Below are 18,197 nucleotides of genomic sequence, written 5' to 3' on the forward strand. Positions count from 1 at the left end.
TGTTTCTGTTTTTAACAAAATATGCACAAAAAAGCCGCTCCTGTTTAGGAACGGCTTTTTGAAAATGTATTTGAAAACTAATTAATCACTTCAAGTTTTTTAGTTAACACCTGATCACCAACAGTTACCTTAAGCTGGTAAACGCCCGTGGCAAAATTTTTCACATTTACAGGTATAACCTGGCTTCCACTAACGGATCCAAGATCCTGAACAGCCACTGTTTGTCCGAGTATATTAACAATTTGAACAGTTACCTTTTCTGCTTTGGTAATTTTTAAATCGAGGTAAGCAACGTCCCTGGCAGGATTAGGATACATAAACAAAGAAGCATTTACAACCTGATCATTTATGCCTGTAACGAATTTTAAACCGTTTTTGCCTGCATTCAACACTTCGCCTGTGGAATAATCCACCACCATGCCTACAACTTTAAGACGATTAACATTGAATGAAGCAGGCACCGTATAGGTATAAGTATAAGAGTAGTTTGTTCCGCTTGTAATTGATCCCGGAAGACTTCCGGCAGTTCCTTCCACATCACTTAACAATGCCTTACCAACAAAATCGTAGTACATTTCTGAAGCAGCAATGTGACCTGACATATATTCAAAACCAGCCATCGGACCTGCATATCCGTAATCTGCTATGGAATAGTAATTAGTTTGCTTGTAAGTAGATGAAGTTCCGTGAACACTATCTTCCTGCAACACAGCTACAAAACGATAATCGCCGTTTAGGTTCTGGAGAAATTCACCGTTCACGGTAACAGTCAGTTCCTTAGTCGAAATATTGTATTGTGGATCTACGGTTACTTTTACTGCGGGTGTGTTAGAAGCATTATCAATAAAATCATTTTCCAGCTCTGAAGGATCAACGATATAGTTTCTATTGATAATTACACTGGGATAGCCTAGAAATCCTGGAAATGAACCTACCCAATTATCATAGGCAGTTACCTGCATGGGATCACCATTATGCACTGCGATTCCAACAAACTGATCAGGATAGTTTTCGCGCATGTAATCCATAAATACTATTCCTCTTACACACCATCCGCACCAGGTTCCGGTAGCTTCTTCCGCAACATAATGCTGATCAGGATTTGGTACAACTCCTGTAATGGTAAAATTGCCATCATTATTATCAGTGCTGATTTCTGCTGAACCACCATTGATATTTGAGATGGTGAGTGAGATAGTATGGCTTCCTGATAAGGTAGTATAGTTACTGGCAGAAGTGAAGCTGTAACTTTCAAATGTTCCAATGTTAAGGCCAGTTAATGATTCGTCATAAGTAGTTGTGCCGTTTGTCCAGCTTACATCGAAAGAGGTAATAGGAACGGTTCCGAGATTCGAAATGCTAGCTTTCACGCTAAGTGGCAAATCAGTGAAGTATTTTGAGAAACTAATGAAAGTAGGAGTTGGGTCAAGTTTGCCGATTTGTAATGATGATACACCTGCATCAACACCTGCCACAGGGGCATACACCAATACATTGTCCATTGCCCATCCATACAACCAATCGCCGCCATCATTGTAGTTGAATCCAACTTTAACATTGCTCTGTCCTGCATAAGCTGAAAGGTCAACAAAACGTGTTTCCCAGTCACCGGTATTGCCTGCTAATTCTTTTACAACAGTCCAGGTAGTTCCACCATCTGTTGACGCTTGTATGGTTGCCTTTTCCGTAGCACCACCATAGGATAAATTATAGTAATAATTATCAAAACTCATGAAGACATTCGAATAAGCTGTAAAATCCATAGCAGGAGAAATCAGCATATCATTGCTTTTGTCGCAGTTGCAGGCATCATCGTTGGTACAGACCATTTTCGTATGGGCTGAAATCGGGAAACTGGCGCTTTGCAACTGTGTATTAGTGCCGAATTTCCAGCCACCGTCATCTGCATTTGTAACCTGTGACCAATCGGTAGGTAGACCAGTACCCTCAAAGTCCTGGGTGTAAATAGTGGTTTGTGACCATCCTGCTGACGTCATGAACAGCAATGAAAGCGTTATCAAGGCAAGGCATGTAGATTTTTTCACGGGAATGAGTTTTGTTTGCGATTAAAAAGAGAAGGCTAAAATAGGAAATCCACCATTATAAAATACGATTTGGATGAGTTAAAAGACAAAACGAGACCTTCTGTAGATGAAAAGGGGTTATTTATGTGAATGAAACGGTGCATTTGACATGAATTGGTCATGAAAAGAAATGAGGCATTAAACCGACTATTTTTTTTAGCATAAAATTTTCTCATTCGTTAGGAATTTGTACATTTACGGCATAATTTTTTCAGAGAACGGATTACAATTTTACATACCATGAAAAAAATCGCTACACTTTCTCTCATTTTGTTGTCTTTTGTATTTAATTCAAGAGCACAAAACGTTTCTATCGATCCTAATAATGTTGACCTTTATTTTACGGTTGATGCATATGGAGACGCGAATGCCACCGTCTTCAATAATTCCAATACTGCGAGAACATTTCGCTGGATTCGCGTTTCTGATGCTCCGGGAATCTGGACGTCAACTGTATGCGATAAAAATAATTGCTATTCAAGCAATACCAATTCACAGGATTTTGTATTGAATGCAGGTGCGAACGGACTTTTGAAATTAACAGTAAATGCACAAATGGTTGCAGGGGAAGGAGATTATCAGATTCTTGTTTATGATCTTAATGACAGTATTTACACCAATGCAGTTTTTACTGTTCACGCGGTTGCACAGGATATGACCGGAATTAGCGATCCTGTTGCCACAGGTGTTTCTGTTTATCCTATTCCTGCTAAAGACATTCTGAATATAAATTTTGATGCGGTGAAAAATGTGAATGCTGTTTCCATCTACAATGTAGTGGGACAAAAACTGAAAACGGTAAATGTTTATACTGGCAGCAAATCAGTTGCTGTTCCGGTTTCAGAATTAAAAAAAGGTGTTTACTTCCTGAGAGTGTACAGCAACAATAAAGAAGCTGTAACAAAAACTTTTACCAAAGAATAATCTTAACATACTTCATTGACAGATGCCCCGTAACAGGGGCATTTTTTTTGAATAGCATTTAATCTTTACCGCTCACTTCCTGTTAATTGCAAAAGTTGTTGATGAATTGTACAGCAATCACCTTTTTGTTTTGCGCATTCTCTTTGAATGTATTAGCACAGAATCCTTATTTCATCCATTATTTTGGAACACCATTCTTTAATGAGCAGGCACGTGCGATCCAACAACTACCTGATGGTAGCGTCTACCTTGCGGGCTATTCCAATGCATCGGGTAATGTAAATGCTGCCGTAATAAAAATAAATGCAGAAGGAGATTCACTCTGGATGAAGAATTATGGAGACTCAACATTCAGCGAAGCTTTTTTCATGAGCCGTAGCGGAGCAAGCGACCTTGTGCTGGTGGGTGAACAAAACGGCAGTCTTAATGGCACGGATGTAATTATTATTAAGATTGATTCGGCCGGAAATTTTTTGTGGAAATCAGTTATAGCAACTGCCAAGAATGAATCGGGCAAGTACATCGAACAAACGCAGGACGGTGGATTTATTCTCTGTGGGTTTCAATCAGATGATTTTGGATTCAATGATGTTTTTTTGGCAAAGCTGGATGCTACCGGAGCGCTTTCCTGGACCAAAAAATTCGGCGGTATTGAAAACGACTACGCAAGCCAGGTGCATGAACAGTCAGATGGAAGTTTGATTGTAACGGCAGATACCAGAAGTAAAGGAGCAGGAGGTTATGATGTAGAAGTTTTGAAATTATCATCTGCAGGAGATTTGATTTGGGATTATACTTTCGGGGATGAATTTCAAAATGGTTGCCAGGGAATTTACCTTGCTGCCAACGGTGATTTGATTTCATATGGTGAAACAGAGATTTCCCCGCTTTCTCCGTTTGATTTTTTCATACAACGCATTGATCAGAATGGTAATTCTTTATGGAAAAAAGTTTTTGGCGGCAGCGGCAGTGATGCGGCCTTTTCATTGATTGAGGATGATGGTGGAAATTTTATCCTGACCGGATATTCGGACAGCAATAATGTGGGCGAACCCATTGATATCGCAATTGCAAAAACAGATATGTCAGGAAATTTACTTTGGATCAATAATTATGGCACAAGCGGAATTGACATCGGATACGGAATAATAAAAGCTGAAGACGGATTCCTGATTGGGGCTACTGCTTTTAATGAAGGTTCCAATGATTTTTGTCTGCTGTATCTCTCAGAAGAAGGATTGTTAACCAGTGCAAATCAACCTTTGTCAGGGCAAGAAAATCAGCATACAATTTTGGTTTATCCCAATCCTTCAACAGGGATTTTTGTCCTGGAGTTTAATGAAGTAATTGAAAATAGTTCTTTGAGAATTTTTAATGTATTGGGTGCAATGGTATTTGAAAGCGAAATCGCGGATCGTACAGAAAAAATGAAATTGGCTTTGGACGTAACTCCCGGAATTTATAAAATGCTGATTCAAAGTGAAGCGGGAAACCGGTGCATTACTATAGGAGTTCAATGATGAAAATTGATCATCAAAAATCAAATTTTATAAATGTAGGGAACACTTTTATCTACTGAGCAGCTAATTCTTTCAGCTTTTCTTCCAGCTCAAATTCATCACCTTCAATGTAACCATTGTGAACGAAAGCAATATTACCTGCTTTATCAGTTACAACAGTATAGGGTACATTTTGGAAACTTAGCGCGCGTTTCAAATCCTGATTCGGATCTGTCAGCACCCTGTAAGGCCAGCCCGAACCGTCAACTGTAGGTTTCACTTTTGTAACATTTCTTGAATCATCGATTGAAACAGCGATCAATTCAACATTGTAATTTTTCTGCCAGTCTTCATATAAATCCACGATATTGGAAAGTTCCTTTTTACAAGGAACACACCAGGTTGCCCAAAAACTAAGGATGATAATTTTTCCATCTTTTGAAAGTTCGCTGACATCCACTTTGTTGCCATCTACATCAGATAAAGTGATGGCTGGAAGTTTCTTATCCTGAGAAAATGAAAACTGTACACTGGCAAGAAGGAGTGCTATTATTAAGAGGAACAGGTTTTTTTTATGCATACTTTAATTTTTTTAATCGGCAGGCAAATTTATAACCAATTAATGAAACGGTGGAGAGAATTAGGTGGATTTTTGACTGTAAACGTTATTTAAGCACTTTAAAGCAATGCACCTGGTATTTATGAAAAATTATCTTTGCTGCGCGAAAAGAACATGAGAAACTGAAAATGTTAATTGTCAGATTTATTTTGATTTCTTTTGCCTGATGTAAAATTGTGTGAAAGGGTTTATATGAATGTTTACTGAGTAATTTGCTGAAAAATGATTCGGAAATTTTACCTTTTAGCCATTACTGTTTTTTTACCGGGAATTGCTTTTGCCCAGGGAAATCTTTCAGGCGATCTGCAAACCAATGTAAATATCTTCCAGCGCGATTCTGCTATTGGCGCTTATAACACTCCTTTGTACGATAATTATTTTACAGGCATTGAATCATGGCTGAACGTAAATTACAGCATTGCCGGTTTCAATGCCGGAATTAGGCTGGATGCGTTTCTCAATTCAAACCTTAAGGATCCGAACGGTGCCTATACCGCTGTAGGCATTGGTTATTACTATCTTGAAAAGCAAGTTGGAAAACTTACAGTGCATGCCGGCCATTTTTATGACCAGTTTGGAAGTGGTATTGTATACCGCTCTTACGAAGACCGTGGGTTAGGGGTTGATTACGCTACGTATGGAATTAATCTTAAGTATGCGTTGAACGACAAGTGGATGCTGAAGGGAATTGCCGGATTAGAAAAGAACCTGTTTTCATTTTACAAGCCAACAATCAAAGGGTTAAATGTGGATGGCACCATTCAGATCAGTGATGATATCCGGCTGCTTCCCGGTGCAGCTTTTTTAAACCGGACTATTGATCAGGCCTCGATGGATGTAGTAGTGTCAACCATTAACAGCTATGATTCTGTTGATCGTTTTGTGCCACAATACAATGTATATGCATTTTCAGGATACTATACCTTAAGCGTAAAAAAATTCAGTTGGTATCTCGAAGCCGCAGGTAAATCTCATGAGGCTATTAAAGATGCAACGGGAAAACTGGTGGATGAGCCCGGAAGTGTCATTTATACTTCGTTGTCATTTTCACAAAAAGGACTTGGGCTGACAGGACAATTTAAGCGAACAGAAAACTATGTACTGCGGACATCTCCGAACGAAACATTGTTGAACGGAGTCATGAACTATATTCCACCCATGGCACGGCAGAATACATTGCGATTGCCGGCACGTTATCAGCCGGCGACACAATACCTTGGCGAAATGGCTTACCAGTTTGACGCTGTTTATACACCGGTGAAAGGTTATACCATTGATGCAAGCTTTTCCAATATCCGCGATCTGAACAACAATCATTTATGGACAGAACTTTACGGTCAGTTGGAAATTACAAAGTCTAAGAAATTTCAATATATTTTCGGAGCCCAGTATATTTTTTATAATCAGCAGGTTTACCTCAGCGAGCCATTGCCTGATCAAACAGCTTTTACACCCTTTGCAGAATTAATCTTTAAGCCAACACGAAAGCAATCGCTGCGGTTTGAATTGCAATACCAAAGCACGCAGGAAGATTTTGGATCCTGGCTATTTGCATTGGTTGAATACAGCATTGCACCAAAATGGTCTTTTGCGGTTTCCGACATGTACAATATTGATCCAAACCCGGAGAAGACAACAGATAAAAATCACTACTACAATTTCTTTGTTGCTTATACTAAAAATGCCAACAGGTTTTCACTGTCTTACGTACGGCAGGTGGCAGGCATCAATTGCACAGGTGGTGTTTGCAGGTATGAACCCGCGTTTTCAGGGTTGAAGTTTAATCTCACGTCAAGTTTTTAAATTAATTTTAAGGCCATCCGCAGTTCAAACGTTAATCACCATTCGTAAATTGACCTACTTAAATAATTTCACTCAGAAAAATATCCAAAGGAATAATTTCCTGAAGCAGACAGGTTATATGCTGTTTCTTCTTGCAATCTTTTTCTGCTATTCTTCCTGTGAAGAAATAGGACCTAACATAAATGATAGTGGGGGAAATGGTGGTGGTGATACCACAAATGAAAGAGTGGTTTTGATGGAGGTTTTCACCGCCGTGAAATGCGTAAACTGTCCGGCTGGCCGTGAAATTATCGACGACTTAATTGATTCATTTCCCGGTAGGATAGAAGTGGTTGAAATACACAGTGGTGATCTTGCCAAACCCATTTATCCAACCGATCCTGATTTCAGGTCGCAGGATGCGGATGATATCACGGCTTACCTCGGGCCATTTCCGTTTCAGCCCTCTGCTGCTATTGACAGAAAATCGTGGGAGATTACGCCTGGAAATGTACAACGGCTTTTAGACCGTAACTACTGGACCCTTTATTTTCAAAAGGAAATAGATAGTGTTTCGAATGTAAAAATTTCTCTCGAAAGAGCATTTGATACTGGCACCAGGTTACTGACTGTTACCATGAAAGTGGATTTTCTGAAAGACGTAACAGATATCATCAATGCTACCATCCTGTTGACTGAAAGCGGAATGGTGGCTGCACAGGATGACGGGCCTACGATGGTGGTTGATGATTATGTACATGAGGATGTTTTAAGAACTTTTTTAACCGGATACAGCGGTGAACTAGTGAACGCAACTAACACATCAGGAAGTAGCTGGACGATTACAAGAAGCATCACGCTACCTATAGAGTGGAATGCCGGCAATTGCAGGGTAATCGGATTTGTTTCGAAGTCGGTTGGTACGTATGACGTGCTGCAGTCGGCCGGAATTTCGCTTAATTAAAAAAAACAATTTGTAAATGGAAAGGAAGGAATTTTTGCAGAAGTTGGGTTATAGCGCAGCCGCATTTTTTATTGCAGATTTTTTAGCAGGTTGCTCCAAGATTGATCAATATCCAAAAGTTGATTTCTATTTAGATCTCCTCGATCCTGTAAACAGTGGCCTCATGAATTTAGGAGGGTTTGTGTATGTAAGCAATGTGATTGTTTTTAAAGGGTTAGACAATAACTATTACGCGCTTTCAAAAATTTGCACGCACCAGGGATGCAGTGTTGAGTACGAAGTTTCACATGATGAGATGACCTGCCCATGTCATGGCAGTCATTATGATATTTCCGGAAATGTAACCATGGGACCCGCCTCCTCACCACTGCAACAATATGCTACTCAACTAATCGGAACACAATTGCATGTATTTGAGCCATAAGGGTGATGCCTGACGCCAAATGATTAACGTTCTTTAATTGATTACTTTGCAAGAAAAAATTGTATGGGTTTTCTAAACAAATTATTTGGCGGAGCCAAAGAAGAAGGACAAGGCATGGCTGCTCAATTGATGTCGCAACTGACCACAGATTTGAAGCTCACAGGCGAACAGCTTGAAAAGATGAAAGGCGCTTTTCAGCAGTTTCGTGAAAAGCGCAAAGCTGCCAAGGCAAGTGGTGGCGATATGAAATCGCAGATGCAAGGTGTGAAGCAGGAATTAAAAGCGCAGATCCAGGGATTGCTTTCTGAAGAACAGAAGAAAAAGTTCATGGCGAATATCGAGCAGTACAAGGATTTTTTCCAGAAGTAGCCGAGGCTACAAACAATTAAGCCGGAGAGGTTTGTTGAAGTTGTATTGACGCCAGAATTTCTTCTACATAACTTCTGTCATTACTAAGGCGGGGAACTTTGTTTTGCCCGCCAAGTTTTCCTTTCGATTTCAACCAGTTATAAAAAGTATTTGGTTGGACTATATGAATTACAGGAAGCTGCAAGGCAAGATCATGCGATCTCTTGGCATCGTAATCTGAATTTACGGAACGCAAGGCTTCATCAAGCACTTTTGCAAAATGCAGAGCGTCTTCCGGCGGCTTAGAAAATTCAATCAGCCATTCATGTCCTCCGCGATGCGCTACTGTGAGATAAATAGGAGCTACTGTATAATCATTTACCACGGCACCGGTTAAATTGCAGGCTTCTGCCAGTGCGCGATCGGTATTGTCAACAATCACTTCTTCACCAAAGGCATTGATGAAATGTTTTAATCTTCCGGTTACCTGGATTCTGTATGGGCGCACTGAAGTGAATCTGATAGTATCACCCACCACGTATCGCCACAGCCCGCCATTGGTAGAGATCACCAAACCATAATTCTCACCAACGATAACTTCATGTAAAAAAATGGTCCGGGGTTCTTTATTTCCAAATTCGGAAGAAGGTATAAATTCATAGAAAATGCCATTATTCAGGTGCAGCAGAAGGTCATCATCTTCCAATCCGTATTGAAAACCAAAAAAACCTTCAGAGGCATTATAAGTTTCATAGTAGTACATGTTATTGGACCTGATCAGTGACCGGAATTCTTCCCGATAGGGCTTGAAGCTGACACCTCCGTGAATGTATAACTCAAGATTTGGCCATACTTCTTTCAGGTTGTTTTTGCCGCTGATATCGAATAGCCTTTTTATGAGCAGCATAGTCCAGGTCGGTACGCCTGAAAGATTGGTTACATCTTCATTCACCGTTGCATTGGCCAATGCTTCCAGTTTTTTTTCCCAGTCATCCATCAGGGCAACCGTAAGATCAGGAGTGCGGTACCACTGCGCGAAGAATGACATGTTTTGAAGCAATACCGCAGAGAGATCACCGTAAGCCGAATTTTTATTCATCGGGTTGATCTGATGGCTTCCACCTACAATCAATCCTTTTCCACTAAGGAGCTTCGTGTCCGGATTTGCATTGCAATAAGCAGACAACAGATCAATAGCGCCGCGATAATGACAATCTTCAATAGACTCCGCTGTCATCGGAATAAATTTGCTTTTATCTGATGTGGTGCCTGAAGATTTTGAAAACCATTTTACGGGAGTATTCCACAGCACATTCTGTTCCCCATCCATGATACGTTGAATGAATGGTTTGAGGGAGTCATAATCCTGCAGTGGAACACGTTTCCTGAAATCTTCAGCGTAACGAATACCGTTATAGTCATGTGTTTTGCCCCAATCCGTGTCTTTTCCTGCTGTGATGAGTGCCTGAAAAACTTTCTGTTGCGCATCCAATGGATATTCCATCCACAGCTCAATCTGATTGATGCGCTGGCGTAGAAACCATTGTACTATGGGAGAGAAGACAAACAAATCTGAATCGAAGGGTGAATTAAAATAAATGCAAAAAAGTTATTTCTGAAAGATGGTAAAGAAAATTGAAAAAAAATATTTACAGAGATTATTCAGGAGTTATATGACAGTGTTTTTCCGCCTCAGTTCAAAATTACGGCCGAGATAAACTTTGCGTACCTGTTCATCTGCAGCCAGTTCTTCGGCAGTTCCCTGTTTTAAAATTTTTCCTTCAAAGAGCAAGTAAGCACGATCAGTAATGGATAAAGTTTCCTGCACATTGTGATCCGTTATCAGGATGCCGATGTTTTTAAATTTCAGTTTGGCAACAATAACCTGGATATCTTCTACTGCAATCGGATCAATGCCGGCAAAGGGTTCGTCAAGCAATATAAATTTCGGATCAACAGCCAGCGCGCGGGCAATTTCTGTTCTTCTTCTTTCACCACCTGATAACAAGTCGCCGCGATTTTTCCGGACATGATTCAATCCGAATTCATCCAGCAGTATTTCAAGTTTTTCTTTTTGTTCTTTTTTTGATAACCGAGTCATTTCCAGTACTGCAGCCACATTATCTTCTACGGTAAGTTTTCTGAAGATGGATGCTTCCTGTGGAAGGTAACCAATGCCTTCCTGTGCACGCTTGTACATGGGCTGATGCGTGATGTCGAGCTGATCAAGTAATATCTTGCCTTCATCAGGGCGAACAAGTCCAACTGTCATATAAAACGTAGTTGTTTTCCCGGCGCCATTAGGGCCAAGCAGTCCGACAATCTCACCCTGTTCTACATACACAGAAACATGATCCACTACTTTTCGCTGGCGGTAGGCTTTTACGAGGTTTTCTGTTCGGAGGATCATGAGAGTAGTGAGTGAAGGTCGAGAGTCCTTAGTCTTTAGTCGTTAGTTGGTCATTGGTCATTTATTTCATCGGCACATTGGCTTCCTTCACATCCTTCACCGTCATCTCAATCCGCTTTTTATCATTCCATTCATTTTCATCAAGGTTGTAGCAGATATCAAAGGGTTGCTTGCTTTTTACTAAGGGAAGAAATGAACCCATTCCAAAACCAATACCATTTAATGATCCAATGCCTTTCTTAAGTGAGAACTTCAAATGATCTGTGCCTACAATGCGCGACCAGTTGGTGTCTTCCACACATGAAGTCATGAAAACCGGTTTCATGTTTTGCGGACCAAACGGAGCGAATTGTTTCAGCATGCTGTAAAATTTGGGGGTTATATCTTCCATTTCCAATACTGCATTGATCTCAATTTCAGGTGTAAGGTATCGTTCTTCGATGGTAGAGGATACGACTTCTTCAAATCGTTGTGTGAAGGCTGAAAGGTTTTCAATACGCATAGTCAGTCCGGCTGCAAACATATGACCGCCGAATTGTTCGAGTAAATCGCTGCAGGAAAGAATGGCTTCATAAATATCGAAACCGGCAACCGACCGTGCAGAACCGGTAGCAAGTCCGTTTGATTCGGTAAGAACGATGGTAGGCCTATACCATTTGTCAATAAGCCTTGAAGCTACTATTCCAATTACTCCCTTGTGCCAGTGTGGTTGAAACAACACCGTACTTTTTTTTCCTGTTTGGCCCGGATCAACCTGCAGCATAGCCAATGCTTCCTCGGTAATGGTGGAATCAAAGCCGCGACGATCAATATTGTGCTTGTTCAGCACTTCTGCATTGCCTACAGCGTGATGAGCAGATTCAGAGATCAGTAACTTAACAGCATTGCGTGCATCATCCATTCTGCCGGCGGCGTTAATGCGCGGACCAATCATGAACACAAGATCTGAAATGGTAAATTCTTTCTTAGTCACGTTGGTCTGCATCAAAGCCCGCAACCCTTCACTGGGTTGCCTGTTAATTTTTTCAAGGCCATAAAATGCCAACACTCTGTTTTCGCCCGTAATAGGTACTATATCAGATGCGATGCTCACGACAACAAAATCGAGGTACTTCAAATAGCTTTCATCCGGTAGATTATTTTTTTGTGCATATGCACTGATGAGTTTGAAGCCAATACCGCAGCCGCACAATTCTTTGTACGGATAGTCACAATCTTTTCTTTTGGGATCAAGCACTGCTATGGCATCCGGAATTTTTATACCCGGAAGGTGATGATCACAAATAATGAAATCAATGGAAAGTGTTTTCGCATAGTCAATTTTATCAATTGATTTTATGCCGCAATCTAAAGCGATAATGAGCGTGAAACCGTTTTCCTTTGCCCAATCTATTCCCTGATTGGAAATGCCATAACCTTCTGTGTAACGATTGGGTACATAATATTCCACTTGCGCACCCAATTCGTGAAAGAAAGAATAAGCGGTGGCAACAGCGGTAGTACCATCTACATCATAATCACCATAAATCAGAATTTTCTCATTATTGGCAATTGCCTGTTCAATCCGGTCAATCGCTTTGTCCATATCTTTCATCAGGAATGGATCGTGGAGGTCGGATAAAGAAGGGCGAAAAAATTTCTTCGCTTCATCAAAAGTAGAAATGCCGCGTTGCACCAATATCTGCAACAGTACAGGATGGATATTAAGTGCTGATTGCAGGTTAGCAAATTTAAGCGGATCTGTTTCTTTGAGTACCCAGCGCTTGTTCATATAGTTATCATATAGTTTGGTGAAAAATTATCCTGTGCGGTGATGTTGCATTGATAATTCATGCTCTTTCATTCATTGCTTTCTCCCATTCCCAGGCAGAACGCATCATTTCTTCCAATGATCGTTGTGGTTTCCATTGTAGTAAATTTTCAGCTTTTACATTGCTGGAATAAACGGCAATGGCATCACCGGCTCTGCGCGGCCCGATGCGGTAGTTCAGTTTTACACCGGTTGTTTTTTCGAATGCATGAATCATCTCCAACACACTTACGCCATTTCCTGTCCCAAGATTGATGATTTCGCAAATAGAAGCTGCGCCCATATTTTTTTTCTTCTCCAGGTATTGTAACGAAAGTGTGTGTGCTTCGGCAACATCCATCACATGAATGTAATCGCGGATGCAGGAACCATCACGTGTTGGATAATCACTTCCCAGCACTACGAATTCTTTTATTTTTCCAATGGCAGTGCGGGTGATGGCCGGAATAAGATTGGCAGGTTTTTCTTCAAAGGGTTCACCGAGCAGTGCTGATGAATGCGAACCAACAGGATTAAAATAGCGAAGCAGAGTTGTGTAAAACGGATCCGCTTTAATTGCATCAGCAATAATCTGTTCACCAAAATATTTAGTGCGGCCGTATGGTGACTGCTGTTCATACACCGGTGTGTCTTCGCTTACTGGTAATTTTTCAATATTCCCATAGACGGAACTGGAGGAAGAGAATATAAAATACGGAACTTTAAAGTCCTGCCTGCACTGCAAAAGGTTAATCAGTGATAACAGGTTATTGTGATAATACATCATTGGAAATTCCACCGATTCACCAACCATTTTAAATGCGGCAAAGTGAATGATGCCGGTGATATCAGGGTTCGAAGCGAAAATATTTTTAACCTGCATCATGTCATTCAGGTCGGCATCAATATTCACCGGACGTTTTCCGGTAATCTGAAAAACACGATCCGGAACATAAGGTTTGCCGCGTGAGAAATTATCAACGCTGAGCACTTCATAACCTTTCTCCAATAAATCAACCATTGTATGACTTCCGATATACCCGCAGCCGCCAGTAACAAGGATTTTTTGTTTCATAGTGCAATGATAAATATAAAGGGGGGAAAAGCAGTTGCTAATTGTGCATTTGGATGAATTAGCACCAGGCATTTTCCTGTAGCTGATAAATGAAGTGATGGATAAATGTTATAGCCTTTTAATGCCGAACCAGAATTATTTTTAATAGGAACACAATAATGAATAGCAAAGTAAAAATAGTTTTTTGTTGCAATAAACTGAAAGGCCTTATTAAAAATTTCCGCTTGCGATCGTCTTACGCAAACCCTCATCCAAAGAAACTAACGGATGATTGATCAGCAGTTTCATTTTTTCAGCATCCGGTTTACGGCGAAGCATATCGCCTTCCTTCAACGGCGGATGGTGAACGATTTTTGATTTTGATTTAGTGATGCGGATAATTTTTTTGGCCAGATTAATAACGGTGGTTTCTTCATCGCAACCGATGTTGACCACTGCGTTCAGGTATTTCTGCTGATTGAGCGCGTTTACAGTGGCGGCAATGTTATCATCGATATATAAAAAAGTGCGCGTTTGCTTTCCATCGCCGTACACTACAATTTCCTTATGGTGCAATGCAGCGCGAATGAATTTGGAAACCACAAAATCAACGGATTGTTTAGGACCGTAAGTATTGAAGAAACGGAAGATTGTATAGTTCAAGCCATATTCTTTGTGATAAGATTTAAGAAATGACTCTCCGACATTTTTCACGATAGCATAAGGCAGTCGTGAATTCAACGGTGTCGTTTCTTCATTCTGTGGAAATTCAACCGGTTCACCATACACTTCAGAAGAGGAAGAATAATAGACGCATTTGACACCTGTGTTTTTGGAAAGATCAAGTATGTTGCGAATGCCTTTGATGTCGTTCAACACATTGACCGGGTTATTCAGCGTCCGTTGCACACCGACAACTGCTGCATAGTGAAACACATAATCAAACTGGTAGGCCACCATTATCGAAGAAACATCAGCATACTTGTTGACATCTGCTTTTATAAAATGCCAGTTTTTAAATTGTTTTGATGGTAGTTTTTCCTTGGTGCCGGTAAGCAGGTTGTCAACAATGACTACATAGTTGTTTTCATCCTGCACTAATTTATCTGCCAGGCAACTGGCAATAAATCCTGCTCCACCGGTGATCAATATTTTACGCACGAGGTTTTTTGTTTAGATACAATTGTGAAATGGTTCAAAACACTTTCTAAGCCGGTTCATTTGTTTTTGAAACGCAACAATTCCATCAGGTAATTTCCATAACCGCTTTTTAGCAAAGGTTCGGCAAGTTGTTGCAGTTGCTGATCGTCAATAAACTTTTTGCGCCAGGCCACTTCTTCAATGCATCCTACTTTTAATCCCTGCCGGTTTTCTACTACCTGCACAAATTGTGATGCTGCCATTAGTGAATCAAATGTTCCGGTATCGAGCCAGGCAGTTCCACGATCGAGAATGGCCACTTTCAGTTTTTTTCTTCGCAGGTATTCTTTGTTCACATCGGTGATTTCATATTCTCCGCGGCTTCCAGGTTGAAGGTTTTTAGCAATTTCTACTACAGCGTTATCATAAAAATACAAACCGGGAACAGCGAAATTTGACTTGGGATCAATTGGTTTTTCTTCAATTGAAATCACTGTATTTTTTTCGTCGAATTCCACCACGCCATATCTGTGAGGATCACTTACATGATAGGCGAAAATGATTCCGCCTTCAGGTTGCGTGTTGTGTTCGAGAAAAGTACCAAGCCCTGAGCCATAAAAAATATTGTCACCAAGAATAAGTGCGACAGTACCATCACCAATAAATTTTTCACCAATCACAAATGCTTGTGCCAGTCCATTTGGTTTTTCCTGAATCGCATATTGAAAGCTGCAACCGAATTGAGACCCATCACCAAGCAATCTTTGAAACTGTGGCATATCCTGCGGTGTGGAAATAATCAACACTTCATTGATACCTGCCATCATCAATACCGACAATGGGTAATAGATCATCGGCTTGTCGTAAATGGGCATGATCTGTTTGCTGATTGCATACGTGATGGGATACAATCGGGTTCCTGAACCGCCGGCGAGAATGATTCCTTTCATATAGTTTGTGCGATCCTGTGACTATTCAGAACCGCCATCGGGTTAGTTGGCACGAAAATAGAAAAAGAAAAGATGAGAAGGGCAGGCGTAAATTTAGAGAATCAAATAAAAAAACATTCCGGATTGCTAATGTGATTAAGGGTAATTTGAATAGATTTGAATGATATTTTTTTAACCTAAACAAAACCACACATGACAAATTATTCCATTTTCAAAACCAGTATGCTATTTCTTTTCAGTGCACTTTTATTGAACTCCTGCTCCACGGGTTATCAGGCGAGCAGGTATTCTCATCTTAAATATGTAAAAAAGGATCATGATGCTGGTAAAGCAAATGAATCCCAGGCTTTGAATAACACAGACATGAAAAGTCTGGAAAAACATTCACCCGCCGAAATAACAATTCCAAATAATGATTATGCTTCGGCAGCAAAAAAAATCGCCACACAAAAGCCGGATCACAAGCACGATATTTCCAAAAAGACGGAAGAACAACTTCCCGTGCCTGATGAATCTTTAGCGATGCAAAAGCACTCTTTTGGCAATACTATTGGGCAAGCCGGTACTGCTGTAAAAAATAAATTTGAAGATTTAAAGTCGCTAACATCACATACAAGCATTGCTGATGATCAACATAAGTTGTTATTGCTCTGGTTGATTTTGTTAGGCGCTTCCATTGTACTATGGCTCTTTTACGGACTTTCATCTGCCTTTGCGGTGCTCGCAACTATTGCGCTCATTGCTTCGATTGTATTCTTTGTTCTTGTGGCTTGTAAATATTGCGGAGAGCTAAACCTGATTAACAGTAAGGCGTACAATGTTAATTAAATTTTATAGGGAAGGACAGGTCTAAATGACCTGTCCTTTTTGCGTATTAAGTTAAGTACGCTTTTTATTTTGTCGGATTATAAATGCACGTTATATGCTGAATCATTTCCCCAATGGGAAAAAATATCCTCAATATCAAATGCTTCCAGTGATGATCAAACTGTAGCCTGATGAAGTTTTGATTGCGGCAGAAAAACTTGTTGATAAGAATATGGAAAAAATAATTTTTGTATTACTGTGATTGTTTTCCGGATAAGCTAATAATTAACGACAAGTCAAAATTCTATGTGGGATGCTAATTTTCTACGCTTTTCAAAAGTGTAAATCCAAAAGTAGAGCCTACACCTACCTTGCTCCGCACATTAATGGTTTGTCCGTGCGCTTCAATCAAATGTTTAACAATGGCAAGTCCTAAGCCTGTGCCACCCTGTTCGCGGGAACGGCTTTTATCAATGCGATAGAAGCGTTCGAATAACCGGGGTAGGTGTTCTTCTGAAATTCCGATGCCGTCATCCGTTACTTCAATAAGAATATTTTCTGCCATGTCGTAAAAGCTTACGATGGTGTTGCCATTTTCATTGCCGTATTTAATTGAATTATCAAGCAGGTTTACCATTACCTGCCTTACTTTGTCTTTATCTGCTGACACATAAAATGGCCGTTCACATCCTTTCTTGATCGTAAAATGCATGCCATGCGTATTGGCTTTGTATTCCATTTCTTCAAATACATCTTTCGTAAGTGAATACATATCGAAAGTGACCATATCGAGTTGTTCTTCACCGCTCTCAAGTTTGGCAATTTCCTCCAGGTCATTTACAAGGTTACAAAGCCGTTCGATGCTGCCGGCGGTTTTTTCAAGAAAGTGTCTGTTCACTTCGCCATCTTCCATAGCACCATCCAATAAAGTGTGCACGTATCCCTGGATGCTGAATAACGGTGTTTTAAATTCATGCGATAGATTGGAGAGAAATTCTTTCCTGTATTGTTCGGCTTTTTTCAATCCTTCAATTTCTTTATGGCTGTCTTCCGCCCATTGCTGCACTTCTACCTGCACATCGGTGAGCGGATCTTCTGAACGAAGCGACTTGCCGAGGATATCTTTGGTAAAACGGTTGAGCTTAAGATTGTGAATAGTTTTATAAACAAGCTTGATTTTACGGTAGATAAATGTTTCAAGTGCGTAATAAAACAAGAAATAGGAGAGTGCCAGTACGGCTGCAAAAAGAATGAAACAACTCATCCAGTTGCTGAATTGCATTGTTCGTGTAGCGGCAACTACCAATGTTGCGGCAACAGCCACCACTAAGGATATATAAAATGCAATCGCTCTGGGATTCAGATTCTTCATTAATTCAATGGAGTAATTTCAGAAAATGTAA

At 40.4% G+C, this 18,197-nt stretch carries 16 protein-coding genes; 7 read left to right on the plus strand and 9 right to left on the minus strand.

Features of this window, described 5'->3' with window-relative positions; genetic code table 11:
* Positions 1–77: 77 nt before the first annotated feature.
* On the minus strand, positions 78–2,045 hold the full coding sequence (locus IPO83_12740; GenBank protein MBK9732130.1) for an Omp28-related outer membrane protein: 1,968 nt from the start codon (positions 2,043–2,045) through the stop codon (positions 78–80).
* Positions 2,046–2,324: 279 nt separating this feature from the next.
* Here IPO83_12740 and IPO83_12745 point away from each other — a divergent pair, with 279 nt between their 5' ends.
* Positions 2,325–3,008: a T9SS type A sorting domain-containing protein gene (locus tag IPO83_12745; protein MBK9732131.1), complete on the plus strand. Its 684-nt coding sequence runs from the start codon at positions 2,325–2,327 to the stop codon at positions 3,006–3,008.
* Between the two features lie 101 nt (positions 3,009–3,109).
* On the plus strand, positions 3,110–4,528 hold the full coding sequence (locus tag IPO83_12750) for a T9SS type A sorting domain-containing protein (GenBank protein MBK9732132.1): 1,419 nt from the start codon (positions 3,110–3,112) through the stop codon (positions 4,526–4,528).
* Between the two features lie 52 nt (positions 4,529–4,580).
* Here IPO83_12750 and IPO83_12755 read toward each other — a convergent pair whose 3' ends face one another.
* Entirely contained in the window at positions 4,581–5,087 is a 507-nt protein-coding gene (locus IPO83_12755; protein ID MBK9732133.1) for a TlpA family protein disulfide reductase, read from the minus strand.
* 261 nt (positions 5,088–5,348) lie between these two features.
* Here IPO83_12755 and IPO83_12760 point away from each other — a divergent pair, with 261 nt between their 5' ends.
* The 4 genes from IPO83_12760 (at position 5,349) to IPO83_12775 (ending at position 8,665) form a co-directional block, all read left to right on the plus strand.
* On the plus strand, positions 5,349–6,929 hold the full coding sequence (locus tag IPO83_12760) for a hypothetical protein (protein ID MBK9732134.1): 1,581 nt from the start codon (positions 5,349–5,351) through the stop codon (positions 6,927–6,929).
* A gap of 49 nt (positions 6,930–6,978) precedes the next feature.
* Complete coding sequence (locus IPO83_12765; GenBank protein MBK9732135.1) at positions 6,979–7,872, plus strand: Omp28-related outer membrane protein; 894 nt, start codon at positions 6,979–6,981, stop codon at positions 7,870–7,872.
* Positions 7,873–7,888: 16 nt separating this feature from the next.
* Positions 7,889–8,296 (plus strand): Rieske (2Fe-2S) protein, encoded by a 408-nt coding sequence (locus IPO83_12770; GenBank protein MBK9732136.1) that lies wholly within the window; start codon positions 7,889–7,891, stop codon positions 8,294–8,296.
* Positions 8,297–8,359: 63 nt separating this feature from the next.
* Positions 8,360–8,665 (plus strand): hypothetical protein, encoded by a 306-nt coding sequence (locus IPO83_12775; protein MBK9732137.1) that lies wholly within the window; start codon positions 8,360–8,362, stop codon positions 8,663–8,665.
* Between the two features lie 16 nt (positions 8,666–8,681).
* Here IPO83_12775 and IPO83_12780 read toward each other — a convergent pair whose 3' ends face one another.
* The 6 genes from IPO83_12780 to rfbA all read right to left on the minus strand — a co-directional run bounded on the left by IPO83_12780 (position 8,682) and on the right by rfbA (position 15,987).
* Positions 8,682–10,148, minus strand: coding sequence for a GH3 auxin-responsive promoter family protein (locus IPO83_12780; GenBank protein ID MBK9732138.1), 1,467 nt, complete (start codon positions 10,146–10,148; stop codon positions 8,682–8,684).
* Positions 10,149–10,313: 165 nt separating this feature from the next.
* Complete coding sequence (gene lptB / locus IPO83_12785; protein ID MBK9732139.1) at positions 10,314–11,054, minus strand: LPS export ABC transporter ATP-binding protein; 741 nt, start codon at positions 11,052–11,054, stop codon at positions 10,314–10,316.
* Positions 11,055–11,115: 61 nt separating this feature from the next.
* Positions 11,116–12,825 (minus strand): single-stranded-DNA-specific exonuclease RecJ, encoded by a 1,710-nt coding sequence (gene recJ / locus IPO83_12790; protein MBK9732140.1) that lies wholly within the window; start codon positions 12,823–12,825, stop codon positions 11,116–11,118.
* A gap of 58 nt (positions 12,826–12,883) precedes the next feature.
* Complete coding sequence (gene galE, locus IPO83_12795) at positions 12,884–13,918, minus strand: UDP-glucose 4-epimerase GalE (protein ID MBK9732141.1); 1,035 nt, start codon at positions 13,916–13,918, stop codon at positions 12,884–12,886.
* A gap of 210 nt (positions 13,919–14,128) precedes the next feature.
* A complete protein-coding gene (locus tag IPO83_12800; protein ID MBK9732142.1) occupies positions 14,129–15,046 on the minus strand; it encodes an NAD-dependent epimerase/dehydratase family protein in 918 nt (305 codons plus the stop codon).
* 68 nt (positions 15,047–15,114) lie between these two features.
* Complete coding sequence (gene rfbA, locus IPO83_12805; protein ID MBK9732143.1) at positions 15,115–15,987, minus strand: glucose-1-phosphate thymidylyltransferase RfbA; 873 nt, start codon at positions 15,985–15,987, stop codon at positions 15,115–15,117.
* A gap of 192 nt (positions 15,988–16,179) precedes the next feature.
* Here rfbA and IPO83_12810 point away from each other — a divergent pair, with 192 nt between their 5' ends.
* Positions 16,180–16,815 carry a hypothetical protein gene (locus IPO83_12810; GenBank protein MBK9732144.1) on the plus strand — a complete coding sequence of 212 codons (636 nt, stop codon included), beginning with the start codon at positions 16,180–16,182 and terminating at the stop codon, positions 16,813–16,815.
* A gap of 295 nt (positions 16,816–17,110) precedes the next feature.
* Here IPO83_12810 and IPO83_12815 read toward each other — a convergent pair whose 3' ends face one another.
* Entirely contained in the window at positions 17,111–18,166 is a 1,056-nt protein-coding gene (locus IPO83_12815; protein MBK9732145.1) for a sensor histidine kinase, read from the minus strand.
* Positions 18,167–18,197: the final 31 nt, after the last annotated feature.

The sequence above is a fragment of the Chitinophagaceae bacterium genome (assembly GCA_016717285.1).
In the GTDB taxonomy this organism is placed as follows: domain Bacteria; phylum Bacteroidota; class Bacteroidia; order Chitinophagales; family UBA10324; genus JACCZZ01.